Source organism: Pantoea sp. FN0305, assembly GCF_050113845.1.
In the GTDB taxonomy this organism is placed as follows: Bacteria; Pseudomonadota; Gammaproteobacteria; order Enterobacterales; family Enterobacteriaceae; genus Mixta; species Mixta alhagi.
Genome location: NZ_JBNJSN010000003.1, coordinates 69,609 through 83,657 on the forward strand (window position 1 = coordinate 69,609; position 14,049 = coordinate 83,657).

8 protein-coding genes are annotated in these 14,049 nt (G+C 55.1%); 2 read left to right on the top strand and 6 right to left on the bottom strand.

The window, feature by feature from the left end:
• Positions 1-29 precede the first annotated feature (29 nt).
• Positions 30-2,108, bottom strand: coding sequence for a 4-alpha-glucanotransferase (malQ, locus tag ACQE3Y_RS07405; RefSeq protein ID WP_426981251.1), 2,079 nt, complete (start codon positions 2,106-2,108; stop codon positions 30-32).
• Positions 2,109-2,158: 50 nt separating this feature from the next.
• Entirely contained in the window at positions 2,159-4,564 is a 2,406-nt protein-coding gene (malP, locus tag ACQE3Y_RS07410) for a maltodextrin phosphorylase (protein WP_426981253.1), read from the bottom strand.
• Positions 4,565-4,935: 371 nt separating this feature from the next.
• On the opposite strand from malP, the gene malT reads away from it, so the two are divergent.
• A complete protein-coding gene (gene malT / locus ACQE3Y_RS07415; RefSeq protein WP_426974017.1) occupies positions 4,936-7,653 on the top strand; it encodes an HTH-type transcriptional regulator MalT in 2,718 nt (905 codons plus the stop codon).
• 29 nt (positions 7,654-7,682) lie between these two features.
• On the opposite strand, the gene ACQE3Y_RS07420 is transcribed toward malT, so the two are convergent.
• The 3 genes from ACQE3Y_RS07420 to glpE all read right to left on the bottom strand — a co-directional run bounded on the left by ACQE3Y_RS07420 (position 7,683) and on the right by glpE (position 9,719).
• On the bottom strand, positions 7,683-8,441 hold the full coding sequence (locus ACQE3Y_RS07420) for a DeoR/GlpR family transcriptional regulator (RefSeq protein ID WP_085068617.1): 759 nt from the start codon (positions 8,439-8,441) through the stop codon (positions 7,683-7,685).
• A gap of 85 nt (positions 8,442-8,526) precedes the next feature.
• Positions 8,527-9,351, bottom strand: coding sequence for a rhomboid family intramembrane serine protease GlpG (glpG, locus tag ACQE3Y_RS07425; RefSeq protein ID WP_426974078.1), 825 nt, complete (start codon positions 9,349-9,351; stop codon positions 8,527-8,529).
• A gap of 38 nt (positions 9,352-9,389) precedes the next feature.
• Positions 9,390-9,719 carry a thiosulfate sulfurtransferase GlpE gene (glpE, locus tag ACQE3Y_RS07430; protein WP_426974016.1) on the bottom strand — a complete coding sequence of 110 codons (330 nt, stop codon included), beginning with the start codon at positions 9,717-9,719 and terminating at the stop codon, positions 9,390-9,392.
• A gap of 280 nt (positions 9,720-9,999) precedes the next feature.
• On the opposite strand from glpE, the gene glpD reads away from it, so the two are divergent.
• On the top strand, positions 10,000-11,508 hold the full coding sequence (gene glpD, locus ACQE3Y_RS07435; RefSeq protein WP_426974015.1) for a glycerol-3-phosphate dehydrogenase: 1,509 nt from the start codon (positions 10,000-10,002) through the stop codon (positions 11,506-11,508).
• Positions 11,509-11,586: 78 nt separating this feature from the next.
• Here glpD and glgP read toward each other — a convergent pair whose 3' ends face one another.
• A complete protein-coding gene (gene glgP / locus ACQE3Y_RS07440; protein ID WP_426981255.1) occupies positions 11,587-14,034 on the bottom strand; it encodes a glycogen phosphorylase in 2,448 nt (815 codons plus the stop codon).
• Positions 14,035-14,049 lie beyond the last annotated feature (15 nt).

Sequence of the window (14,049 nt, forward strand, 5' to 3'; positions counted from 1 at the left end):
GTCTTTATCTGACCGGCCGGGCTTGATGATTAACTGCCTTTAGCTTTGCGTCGCCGATCCAGATCCTTAATCAGCTGATTGATATGTTCATCGCTAAACATCTCAATCAGCGTGTGGCTCAGCTTGCGCCGCCAGTTGGGATATTGATCCACCGTGCCCGGCACGTTCACCGGCTGTTCCATATCCAGCCAGTCTTCCGGCTGCAGGCCCAGCAGCGCGCTGCCGCTATCAGCAATATAGCGCAGCATACCGCGGTTCAGCTCCGGCGACATCACCAGCTTCTCAGCACGCTTGCCCAGCTTCTTCGGTACGCAGCCCTGCTCATGCAGCGCATCCAGCAGGGCCTGCTTTTGCCGCTCACGGTTTTCATACAGTCCTTTCAGCACTACCTTATCCGGATAAAGCCCCAGCTCCTCGCCCAGTGTCAGATCGCCTGCGCTCCAGAACCCCCGCAGCGTCGGCAAATCGTGCGTGGCGCCGCTGGCCATCGACTGGCGCGGCCACTGCTGCGGCGCGCGATAGCGATCGGCGCTCTCCTGCTCAAAATAGAGCACCTTCCAGGAGTAGATCCCGCTGCGGCGCAGCTTGCCAATAATTTCCTGCGGCACCGTACCCAGATCCTCCCCGATCACCATACAGCGATTCCGCTGGCTTTCCAGCGCCAGGATCGCCAGCAGATCGTCAACCGGATAGGAGATATAGGCACCGTGATTCGCCGTCATCCCATAGGGGATCCACCACAGGCGCAGCAGCGACATCACATGATCGATACGCAACGCGCCGCAGCTGGCCATATTGGCGCGCAGCATCTCAATAAATGGCTGATAGGCCCGCGCCGCCATAACATGCGGATCCATTGGCGGTAGCCCCCAGTTCTGTCCCAGCGGCCCCAGAATATCCGGTGGCGCGCCAACCGAGGCTTGCAGGCAGTAAAGCTCAGGATCGCACCAGGTTTCCGCCCCGCCCTCCGCCACGCCAACGGCTAAATCGCGATACAGGCCAACCGACATGCCGCGCTGCTGACAAACCTGCCAGCACTCATCAAACTGGCGATTAGCCAGCCACTGCAGCCACAGCCAGAAATGAACCTCATCCTGATTTTCACGGCAAAACTGCTGTACCGCCTCGCTGTTGGCCCGGCGATACGCTTCCGGCCAGGCAGGCCAGCCCCAGCTTTGCCCGTCTTGCTGCAGCATCGCTGCATGAAGCGCATCGTATGCCGCCTGGCTGTAAAGACTCTCACCGCCAGCGCTGACAAAATCGGCAAAATGACGTCGCGTTTCATCCTGCTCGTCACGCTCAGAGTACTGCGCCCATGCCAGCCGCAGACCTTCAATTTTTAACTGATTAACCGCGCTATAGTCCACCCAGTCTGACTGGCGCGCCGCCTCTACCCGACGCTGCGTCTCTTTCTTTTTCCACCAGCGTTGCGCCGCTGCGCTCTGCTGGAAATCGGGCACACGCTCTACGTCGATATAGATGATATTCATCCAGCGACGCGATGAAGGACTGTAAGGACTGGCGCTTTCCGGGCTGGCGGGATAAAGAGAGTGAATGGGATTGAGGCCGATAAAATCGCCGCCGCGATCGGCTATTTGCATCAGCATTGCGCTTAAATCGCCAAAATCACCGATGCCCCAGTTGCGGGCGGAGCGCAACGTATACAGCTGCACGCAGGCCCCCCAAAGTTTTTTGCCCTCCAGCAGCGGCTGCGGTTCATAGCAGCGCTGCGGCGCAATAATCACCCGGCAGGCCCACTGTTTTTTGCCCTGCGTTAGCGTCAACTGGTGATAGCCCTGCGGCAGACGCGGCGGTAGCGCAAAGGCTTCACCGCCCTGCGCTTCGCCCTGCCAGGTTTTGCCCTGCTCGGTCTGTAGCTGCCAGTGAAACTGACCGCTGCCGCCAGGCGCAATTGTACGTTTTTGCCGTCCGCTAAATACTTTTACCGGCGGAAGCGGCGCGTTGCTGGCCGCGCGCGGAAATCCCATCGCCTCCAGCAGCAGCTGGCGGGTTTCTGCGCCGATCGCTTCCGGCTCCCCTTTGGCATTGATATAGCTGGCAGCAATCCCGGCCGCGCTGGCGTCCTTCTCAAGCTGAGTTAAATCCATAACGCTTCCTGAATCCGTGTTCTGTTCTGAACGGCCTGCGCCGCTCGCCCTTAACGTTTGCTCTGCCAGATACGCTGTTGATAATCGCGGATGGAGCGGTCGGAACTGAACATACCGGTACGCGCGGTATTAAGAATCGCGCTACGTGTCCAGGCTTCTTGATCGCGCCATAGCGCTTCGACGCGCTCCTGCGCCACGATATAGTCGGCAAAGTCCGCCAGTACCATCCAGGGATCGCCATTTTTGGTCAGGCTCTCCAGCAGCAGATCAAAAGCATGTTTATCGCCCTGGCTGAAATGGCCTTTTTCCATCTCTTTCAGTAACCCGTCGAGATGCTTGTCTTTCTTACGCAGCTTTTTCGGATCGTAGCCTTTGGCTTTTAACGCCTTCACTTCATCAACGGTATTGCCGAAGATAAAGATATTCTCTTCACCCACCTGCTCGGCAATTTCCACGTTCGCGCCGTCAAGGGTGCCGACGGTCAGCGCGCCATTCAGCGCCAGCTTCATATTGCCGGTGCCGGACGCCTCATAACCCGCCGTCGATATCTGTTCCGAGAGATCCGCCGCCGGGATCATCAGCTCCGCGACGGTTATGCGATAGTCCGGAATAAATACCACCTTCAACCGATCGCCGATCAGCGGATCGTTATTGATCACCTCCGCTACTTTATTAATGGCATAGATAATATTTTTTGCCAGGTAGTAGCCGGGCGCGGCTTTGGCACCAAACAGGAAAACGCGTGGCACTTTATCCCGTTGTGGGTTGTCGCGCAGCTGACGATAGCAGTGCAGGATATGCAGTAGCCCAAGGTGCTGACGTTTGTATTCATGCAGACGTTTGATTTGCACATCAAACAGCGCCCCGGGATTAACCTCAATGCCGGTCACCTGGCGGATGTAATCGGTCAGGCGCTGTTTATTATCTTGTTTAATCTGGCGATAGCGCTGGCGGAACGCTTTATCCTCTGCATACGGCTCCAGCGCTTTTAGCGCATCCAGCTGCGTGACCCAGTCGCTGTTGCCCAGCGTCTCGTCAATCAGCGTAGCCAGCGCCGGGTTGCACTGTTTCAGCCAGCGACGCGGCGTAATGCCGTTGGTGACATTATGAAATTTATGCGGCCACAGCTGGTGATATTCCGGGAAGAGATCCTTTACCACCAGATCGGAGTGCAGCGCCGCGACACCATTCACCGCAAAACCGCTGACCACGCAAAGGTTCGCCATGCGCACCTGTTTATCGTACAGCACCGCCACTTTTTCCCAGATTTTCTCATCGCCAGGCCACTGCTTGTTCACCAACTTTTTAAAGCGCTGATTGATCTCTTTGATAATCATGAAATGACGCGGCAGCAGCGAGCGCACCAGACGTTCATCCCAGCGTTCCAGCGCTTCCGGCATCAGCGTATGGTTGGTATAGGCGAAGACGTTACTGGTGATCTGCCAGGCCTCATCCCAGCTCAGCTGATGCTCATCCAGCAGAACACGCAGCATTTCCGGAATAGCGATAGTCGGGTGGGTATCGTTAAGCTGGATGACCTCATAATCGGGCAGTTCCGCCAGCTGGCGTCCCGCCTGATGATGGCGGCGCAGAATATCCGCCACCGAGCAGGCGCACTGAAAATATTGCTGCATCAGGCGCAGGCGCTTGCCTTCCTGATGGTTGTCGTTGGGATAGAGCACTTTAGTCAGCTTCGCCGCATCGATCCCATGCTGCTCCGCCTGCAGAAATTTACCGTTATTAAACAGTGTTAAATCAAAGGGCTCTGCATGAGATGCCTGCCACAGACGCAGCGGCTGTGCTAAACCGTTGCGATAGCCGATAACCGGCAGATCCCAGGCTTCGCCGCGCAGCATAAATGCCGGTTCCCAGCACAGGGAGCCGTCACTGTTTTTTACCACTTTACCGCCGATGCCAACGTCCACATCCAGAGCGGCGTTATGGCGAAACCAGGGATAGCTGCCACGCTGCCAGTCATCTGGCGCTTCGCGCTGTTGGCCATGATCGAAGCACTGACGGAACAGGCCGTACTGATAGTTAAGCCCGTAACCGTGAGCTGCCTGGCCCACCGTCGCCATTGAATCAAGATAGCAGGCCGCCAGCCGGCCCAGACCACCGTTGCCCAGCGCCGGATCCACTTCCTCCTCCAGCAGATCGCTAAGCGCAATGCCCTGCTGCGCAAGCAGTGCCTTTACATCGTCATACCAGCCAAGGTTAATCAGGTTATTGCCGGTCAGACGCCCGATCAGAAACTCCATCGACAGATAGTTAACGTGGCGCTGTTGTTCGTCTGGTTTCGCTAACGGCTGTTCCGCCAGAAGTTCTGCCAGCGCTGCGCTGACCGCTTGCCACCACTGATGTCGGGTCATCTCACTGGCGCTGCTCAGCCCGAGATATTGCCACTGGCGTGTTAACGCCGCCTCAAAACGTGTGTGACTGAATTTTTGCTGCGACATACGTGTCTCTTCCGCTAAGTGAATGGTTTCGCAAATAATTGATACACATGCTGACGTTAACCCCCTGCGGCGGCATCCTCCTGTAGCCAGATTCATCAGGGAGGAGCCGCAGGGCGTAGGAAAAAGTGTGACCGATGGCAGGTTAACTTAAGATGTCATAGCGAAAAAAAGCGCCTTTTCAGCGGCGTTTTGTGGCTTTTTTTACAAGAAAGCGTCAAAAAACAATAAGGAAATGTGATGAGGTGCAACTTAATGAACTCTGGTCGGAGGCCATTCTTGCATTAACGCGCGGCAGCACAGAAAGTACTTAATTACGCAGCGTAAAATAATTCCCTTTGTTTCCTTCTATTTCACCACAGTGAAGTGTCGCCATGCTGATACCATCGAAACTCAGCCGTCCTCTGCGGCTTCAGAACACCATTGTTCGGGAGCGTTTGATAGCCAGGCTTGCGAACATTGCGCACTACCGTTTAGCCCTGATTAGTAGCCCTGCCGGCTATGGCAAAACCACGCTGGTGGCGCAGTGGGCGGCGGATAAAAGCGATCTGGGATGGTATTCGCTGGATGAGAGCGATAACTACCCTGAGCGTTTTGCTAACTATTTTATGGCGGCAGTACAGCAGGCCACTGACGGGCACTGCGTGCGTAGCGAAGCGCTGGCGCAAAAACGTCAGTATGCCAGCCTTAGCGCGCTCTTTTCCCAGCTGTTCGTGGAGCTTTCCGAATGGCATCGGCCGCTTTACCTGGTGATTGACGACTACCATCTGCTGACCAACGATGCCATTCATCAGGCGATGCGCTTTTTTATTCGTCATCAGCCGGAAAACCTGACGCTGATTATCCTTTCGCGTAATTTGCCCTCGCTGGGCATCGCTAACCTGCGCGTACGCGAGCAACTGCTGGAAATTAACAGTCAGTCGCTGGCCTTTACGCCACAGGAGGCGAAACAGTTTTTTGATTGCCGCCTGCAGCGCCCTATCGGCGCAGATGATTCGCAGCGGTTGTGCGATGAAGTTGCCGGCTGGGCAACCGCGCTACAGTTGATTGCCCTGACGGAGCGTCAATCCAATACCCCAACTCATCACTCCGCGCAGCGTCTGTCAGGCATTAACGCCAGCCATCTTTCCGACTATCTGGTGGATGAGGTGCTGGACTGCGTAGACGCGGCGACGCGTAACTTTTTGTTACGCAGTTCCGTGCTGCGTTCTATGAACGATATGCTGATTGCTCACCTGACCGGCGAAGAAAATGCACAGCTGCGGCTGGAAGAGACAGAGCGTCAGGGCTTATTTCTTCAGCGCATGGACGACAGTGGAAAATGGTTTAATTTTCACCCGCTGTTTGCCACCTTTTTACGCCAGCGCTGTCAGTGGGAGCTGAGCAGCGAACTGCATAAGCTGCATCGGGCGGCGGCAGAGGGCTGGATGGCGCTCGGCTACGCCGGAGAAGCAATTCATCATGCGCTGGCGGCGGAAGATACTCATCTGCTGCGCGACATTTTGCTGCATCATGCCTGGTCCCTGTTTAACCATAGCGAACTGGCACTGCTGGAAGAAGGGCTTAAAGCGCTGCCGTGGCAGCTGCTGGTTGATAATCCCCGCTTGATTCTGTTGCAGGCCTGGCTGGCGCAAAGCCAGCATCGCTACGGCGAAGTAAATCTTTTGCTGGCACGTGCTGAAGAAGAGATGACGCGGCAACAGATCGCTATCGATGCAGTTCTGAGCGCTGAATTTGATGCGCTACGCGCGCAGGTGGCGATTAACGCCGGGAAGCCCGAAGAAGCGGAGCGGCTGGCTAATCAGGCGCTGGCGAACCTGCCGCTGGCAAACTACTACAGCCGTATTGTCGCCACCTCGGTAAAAGGAGAGGTTCTGCACTGTCAGGGGCAGCTGGAGGCCGCGCTGGCCACCATGCAGCAGACTGATGAGATGGCGCGCCACTATAACAGCTGTCATTACGCGCTCTGGGCGCTGCTGCAACAGAGCGAGATCTTGTTGGCGCAGGGCTTTTTACAGACCGCTTACGATATTCAGGAAAAGGCCTTTGCGCTGATTAACGAAGAAGGGCTGGAACAGTTGCCGATGCATGAGTTCCTGCTGCGTATTCGCTCGCAGTTGCTCTGGTCCTGGGCGCGCCTTGATGAGGCAGAAGCCACCGCCCGTAAAGGGCTGGAAGTGCTGGCAAACTTCCAGCCGCAGCAGCAGTTACAGTGTCTGGCGATGCTGGCGAAATGCGCGCTGGCGCGTGGCGATCTGGACAATGCACGTCGTCACTTGATTCGCTGTGAGAATCTGCTTGGCAACGGTCAGTATCACAGCGACTGGGTAACCAACGCCGACAAACCGCGCGTGATTTACTGGCAACTCACTAACGATAAGGTCGCCGCGGCTAACTGGCTGCGGCTGACGCCAAAACCACCTACTGCCGATAACCACTTTTTGCAGGGCCAGTGGCGGAATATCGCACGCGTGCAAATTCTGCTGGGCCATTATGAAGAAGCCGAAGTGGTGCTGGATGAACTGAATGAAAGCGCGCGGCGGCTACGCCTGACCAGCGATCTGAATCGTAATCTGCTGCTGCTTAATGCGCTTTACTGGCAAACCGGACGTAAAAGCGAAGCCCAGCAGACGCTGATTGAAGCGCTGACGCTGGCAAACCGCACCGGCTTTATCAGCCACTTTGTGATTGAAGGCGAAACCATGGCGCAGCAACTGCGTCAACTGTTGCAATTGCATACGCTACCAGAGCTGGAACAACACCGTGCGCAGCGCATTTTGCGCGACATCAATCAGCATCATCGCCACAAATTCGCCCATTTCGACGAGGGCTTTGTCAGCCGCCTGTTAACACACCCGCAGGTGCCGGAACTGATCCGTACCAGCCCGCTTACGCAGCGGGAATGGCAGGTGTTGGGTCTGATTTACTCCGGTTACAGCAACGATCAAATTGCCGGGGAACTGGAAGTGGCGCAAACCACTATCAAAACCCATATCCGCAATCTCTATCAGAAGCTGGGCGTTATGCATCGGCAGGAAGCCGTGCAGCAGGCACAGCATTTACTGCACCTGATGGGCATGAGCGTGGCGTAGCGGTTAACAGGCGCGGTGAGAAAAGTTACTCAGCACAGCTCCAGATGGACTTCGTGCTGTTCAATCACTTTCATCACGCTGGCGGGCGGCATTTCATTGGTAAACAGATAGTCCACCAGGCTCATATTGCCTAAGTTCACCATGGCGTTGCGGCCAAATTTAGAGTGGTCGGCAACCAGCATCGCACAGCGTGAGTTTTCGATAATCGCCCGTTTGGTGCGAACTTCGTGATAGTCGAACTCCAGCAGCGAGCCATCCATATCGATGCCGCTAATGCCAAGAATGCCGTAATCCAGCCGGAACTGTGAGATAAAATCGAGCGTTGCTTCGCCCATAATGCCGCCGTCACGCGTACGCACCTCGCCACCGGCGATAATCAAGCGAAAATCGGGCTTCGTCATCAACAGCGTGGCGACATTCAGATTATTGGTCACGATGCGCAGATCGTTATGGTTCATCAATGCATGCGCTACCGCTTCTGGCGTGGTGCCGATATCAATAAACAGCGTCGCGCCGTCGGGGATTTGACTGGCCACACGCTGAGCGATGCGCGCCTTTTCCACCGACCACATCATTTTACGATCTTGCCAGGCGGTATTTTCCGAACTGGAAGGCAGCGCCGCGCCGCCGTGATGGCGCTGGATTTTGTTTTGATCGGCCAGATCATTTAGATCGCGGCGAATAGTTTGCGGACTGACGTCAAAATGCTCAACCAGCTCTTCAGTACTCACATATCCCTGACGCCGAACCATATCGATAATAGCGTCATGACGTTGCGTCTGCTTCACATAAATCTCCTGTTAATCGCGCGGCATCAGGCCACAGCTACATTATTTTTTGTCGGCGACCCGTGCCAGCCTGATGCTTCTGCCATCAGCCCTTCTTCACCCGGCGCGTATCAACAAATGCCATCGCCAGCCCTACCGCCAGGCCAGCGGCGTGTGCGGCGTTAGCAATCGGCAGGCCAAATGCGCCAAAATAACCAATGACCAGCCACAGAATAGCGAAAGCCATCAAACCGCGCTCCAGGAAAATCCCACTTTCGGGATCGCGCTCGCCTCGCAGCCATGCATAACCCATCAGCGCATAGACCACGCCGGATAGCCCGCCAAACCAGGGGCCGCTAAATTTGGCCTGCATCCAGCCGCTTAACAGAGCGGAAATCAGGGTAATCACAAACAGTTTGCCGCTGCCCAGCCGCTTTTCTACCGCGCCGCCGATATACCACCACCAGAGCAGATTAAATACCAGGTGCAGCAGCGAGAAGTGCAGCAGGATATGGCTAAACCAACGCCAGGGCTGAAAAAAGGGTGAGACATCCAGCCGCCAGGCCAGCCAGGCCAGCATGATGCCATCGCCGACAATTTGCATCAGGATATACACGGCGATACAGGCGATGGCCAGCAGCATAGTGAGCGGCCCGGCACGCTGGCGCAGATTAGTCAGCAGGCTGTCGCGCTGATAGTGTAATCCGCTATCCGTGGTGCCGCTCTGCCAGCTGGCTGCCTGATAGCGCGGATGAAAAGGATCGCGAACAAACTGTTCAAGTTCGTTTTCGACCATTTGCTGTTTCGTCTCATCCTCCAGCAGCAGGATAAGCTGATCTTCCTTTTTGATATGCAGCGTAACGCCGCGCGTGGCCATATAGTCAACAAACGCCTGCGCCATACGTGGATTATTGAACTGAGTCAGTTGTATCATTGCCCATTTCCTGAGGTGTGATCGTAAGACAACGCTTATTCCATTTGCGTCTCAACCAGCTGCGGGAAGGCCGCACGCCAGGCGTCAAAGCCGCCGTCAATGCTGTAAACCTGTTCGAATCCCTGCTGGATTAAATATTGCGCCGCGCCCTTGCTGCTGTTGCCGTGATAACACATGACCAGCACCGGCTTATCGAAATCGGCCTGCTGCATAAAGGTATTCAGCGTGCCGTTTGTCAGGTGGAAAGCCCCTTTGGCATGACCCGCCGCAAAACTTTGCGGATCGCGAATATCGACCAGCAGCGCGTCGCCTTCAGCCAGACGTTGTTGCGCCGTATCGACGCTGATGCATTCAAATTGTTCCATACCGGGTTCCAAATCAACAAAGTGCGGTAAGCCGATTGCGGGGCCGCACGTGATACGTGTGCCGCCTTTCAGCCATGAAGATCTCTATTGTAACGCGAAGCGGATTAACTATAACCCAACTAACAGAAAGGTTAACGCCGCCTGGCGCGGCAAATTATGTTAACTGAATCACGCTAAGATGTTTTTATTGGGTTAAAGCTGGCATCAATGTTGGTTTGCGATTATTATTATGCTCGAAAACGAACATAGACGAACTATTCCGAACATCGGGGGAGATGACGTGGAAACCAAAGATCTGATCGTTATCGGCGGCGGCATCAACGGTGCCGGTATTGCGGCCGACGCCGCAGGACGCGGACTGTCAGTGCTGATGCTGGAGGCGCAGGATCTGGCATGCGCGACCTCCTCCGCCAGCTCAAAACTGATTCATGGCGGCCTGCGCTACCTGGAACATTATGAATTCCGTCTGGTCAGCGAAGCGCTGGCCGAGCGTGAAGTACTGCTGAAAATGGCTCCGCACATTGCCTTTCCCATGCGTTTCCGCCTGCCGCACCGCCCGCATTTACGTCCGGCATGGATGATCCGCACCGGCCTGTTTATGTATGACCACTTAGGCAAACGCACCAGCCTTCCAGGCAGTAAAGGGCTGCGTTTCGGCGCAGACTCCGTCATGAAGCCGGAAATCACGCGCGGTTTCGAATATTCTGACTGCTGGGTCGACGATGCGCGTCTGGTAGTGCTGAACGCTCAGGAAGTGGTAAAACGCGGCGGCGAAGTTCGTACTCGCACACGCGTTACCCGCGCATGGCGCGAAAACGATATGTGGATGGTAGAAGCGGAAGATGTCGATAGCGGTAAAACCTTTACCTGGCGCGCCAAAGGCCTGGTCAATGCCGCCGGCCCGTGGGTTAAACAGCTGTTTGACGACGGCCTGAAGCTGAAATCCCCTTACGGCATTCGCCTGATTAAAGGCAGCCATATTGTAGTGCCGCGCGTTCACACGGAAAAACAGGCTTATATTCTGCAGAACGAAGACCATCGTATCGTTTTCGTGATTCCGTGGATGGATGAGTTTTCCATCATTGGCACCACCGATGTGGAATACAAAGGCGATCCGAAACAGGTAAAAATTGACGATAACGAAATTGCCTATCTGCTGAAAGTGTATAACGCGCACTTTAAAAAGCAGCTGGATCGTAGCGATATTGTCTGGACCTATTCCGGCGTGCGTCCGCTGTGTGATGACGAATCTGACTCACCGCAGGCAATTACCCGTGACTACACGCTGGATGTGCGTGACGATGCGGGTAAAGCGCCGCTGCTGTCGGTGTTCGGCGGCAAGCTGACCACTTACCGCAAGCTGGCTGAGCATGCCATGGAGAAGCTGGCGAAGTATTACGCCAATATTGGCCCGGCCTGGACCAAAACGGCAGTGCTGCCGGGCGGTGATATTGCCGGTACGCGTGAGGATTACGCCGCCAGCCTGCGTCGTCGTTATTCCTTTATTAGCGAAGGCATGGCGCGCCATTATGCCCGCACCTACGGCAGCAACAGCGAGCGGATCCTACAGAACGCCACTTCCCTGAGCGATCTGGGTGAAGATTTCGGCCACGGTTTCTATGAGGCTGAGCTGCGTTACCTGATGGAAAACGAGTGGGTGCGCGAACTGGATGACGCGATCTGGCGTCGCACCAAACTTGGCATGTGGCTGAATGAGGCGCAGCAGGCGCGCGTGGCGCAGTGGCTGGACGCGCATGGCAAAAAGCCGACACTCTCGCTGGCGTCATAAACCCGCGCTTTAAAGAGCATAAAAATAATCCCCTGCCAGCATAGTGCTGGCAGGGGATTTTTATTGCCGATGCGGAAATCAAAGCCTGATAGGTGAAATATGCCAAATCTCGTCAGCGTATTCCTGAATGGTACGATCTGAAGAAAAGTAGCCCATATTAGCGATATTCAGCGCCGCACGTCGCTGCCACTCTTCCGGCTGGCGATACAGTTCATCTACTTTGTCCTGCGTATCCACGTAGCTGCGATAGTCAGCCAGCAGCTGATAGTGATCGCCCAGACCAATCAACGAATCGTAGATATTGTGATAGCGTCCTGGCTCTTGCGGGCTGAACACGCCGGTAGCAATCTGTGTCAACGCCTGACGCAGCTCTTCATCCTTTTCATAATACTGACGCGAGTTGTATCCTTCCCGCCGCAGCTTTTCCACCTGATCGGCGGTATTACCAAAGATAAAGATGTTCTCTTTGCCCACGTGCTCACGCATTTCAACATTCGCGCCATCCAGCGTACCGATGGTTAACGCGCCGTTGACGGCAAACTTCATGTTACTGGTGCCGGATGCTTCGGTGCCAGCCAGCGAGATCTGTTCAGAGAGATCGGCGGCCGGAATAATGATCTGCGCCAGGCTCACGCTGTAATTGGGAATAAACACCACCTTCAGCTTGTTTTTCACCTGCGGATCGTTATTGATCACCTGCGCTACGTCGTTAATCAGATGAATAATATGCTTCGCCATATAGTAGGCAGAGGCCGCCTTACCGGCGAAAATATTAACGCGCGGCACCCAGTTGGCATTGGGATCGGCCTTGATGCGGTTATAGCGGGTGATCACGTGCAGCACGTTCATCAACTGGCGCTTGTATTCGTGGATACGCTTGATCTGCACATCAAATAGCGCATTAGGATCCAGCACGATATCCATGTTTTTCGCCACCCAGGCCGCCAGACGCTTTTTATTCTCCAACTTGGCATCGGCAATTTTTTCTATAAAAGCAGGGAAATCGATTTGCGGTTTGATCTCCGCCAGCTGGCTAAGATCGGTGCGCCAGTGACGTCCAATGCTTTCATCCAGCACTTCGGAGAGCGCCGGGTTAGCCAGCGCCAGCCAGCGACGCGGGGTAATACCGTTGGTTTTATTACAGAAACGCCCCGGGAACAGGCGGGCAAAATCGGCAAACAGCGACTGTACCATCAGATTCGAGTGCAGCTCCGATACGCCATTCACTTTGTGGCTGACCACCACCGCCAGCCAGGCCATACGTACCTGGCGTCCGTTGTTTTCATCAATAATCGAAATACGTGACAGCAGCTCCCACTCGTTCGGATAGTGATCCTGAATGGTTCGCAGGAAGTAGTCGTTGATTTCAAAAATGATTTGCAGATGGCGCGGCAGGATCTTGCCGATCATATCCACCGACCAGGTTTCCAGCGCCTCACTCATCAATGTATGGTTGGTATAGGAGAAGACCTGGCACACCACTTCAAACGCATCGTCCCAGCTGAACTTATGCTCATCGATCAGCAAGCGCATCAGCTCCGGGATCGCCAGCACCGGGTGGGTATCGTTCAGGTGAATGGCAATTTTATCGGAGAGATTACCGAAGGTCTGATGCATTTCCCAGTGACGGTTCAGAATATCCTGTACCGTTGCCGAAACGAGGAAATACTCCTGACGCAGTCGCAGCTCGCGGCCAGAGTAGGTTGAGTCATCCGGATAGAGCACGCGCGATACGTTTTCCGAATGGTTTTTATCTTCTACCGCAGCAAAGTAATCGCCCTGGTTAAATTTCCCCAGGTTGATTTCATTACTGGCCTGCGCGCTCCACAGCCGTAGCGTGTTGGTCGCATCGGTATCAAAGCCGGGAATAATCTGGTCATAGGCCATCGCCAGCACTTCTTCGGTCTCCAGCCAGCGCACTTTCGCGCCCTCATGCTGTAACCGTCCGCCGAAACGCACTTTATAACGGGTGTTATAGCGCTGAAACTCCCACGGGTTGCCGTATTCCAGCCAGTAGTCCGGCGACTCCGCCTGGCGTCCATCCACAATGTTCTGTTTAAACATGCCGTAATCGTAACGGATGCCATAGCCGTGTCCGGGCAAGCCTAAGGTGGCCAGCGAATCAAGGAAACAGGCTGCCAGACGCCCTAAACCGCCATTACCCAGCCCCGGATCGTTCTCTTCCTCAATCAGCTCCGCCAGATCCAGCCCCATCTCTTCCAGCGCGCTGTTGAGATCGTCATAGATCCCCATCGCCAGCAGTGCATTAGAGAGGGTGCGGCCCATCAGGAATTCCATCGACAGGTAATAAACCTGACGCACATCCTGCGACAGCTGAGCACGGCTGGAGCGCAGCCAGCGCTCTACCATGCGATCGCGCACCGCCAGCAGCGAGGCGTTCAGCCATTCATGCTTGTTGGCGGAAGAGGGATCTTTACCCAGCGTAAACATGAGCTTATAGGCAATAGAGTGCTTTAACGCTTCGACCGTTAGCGTAGGTGATGCATAGGTAAAAGGTGCGTTCATAGCAAATATCCTAAA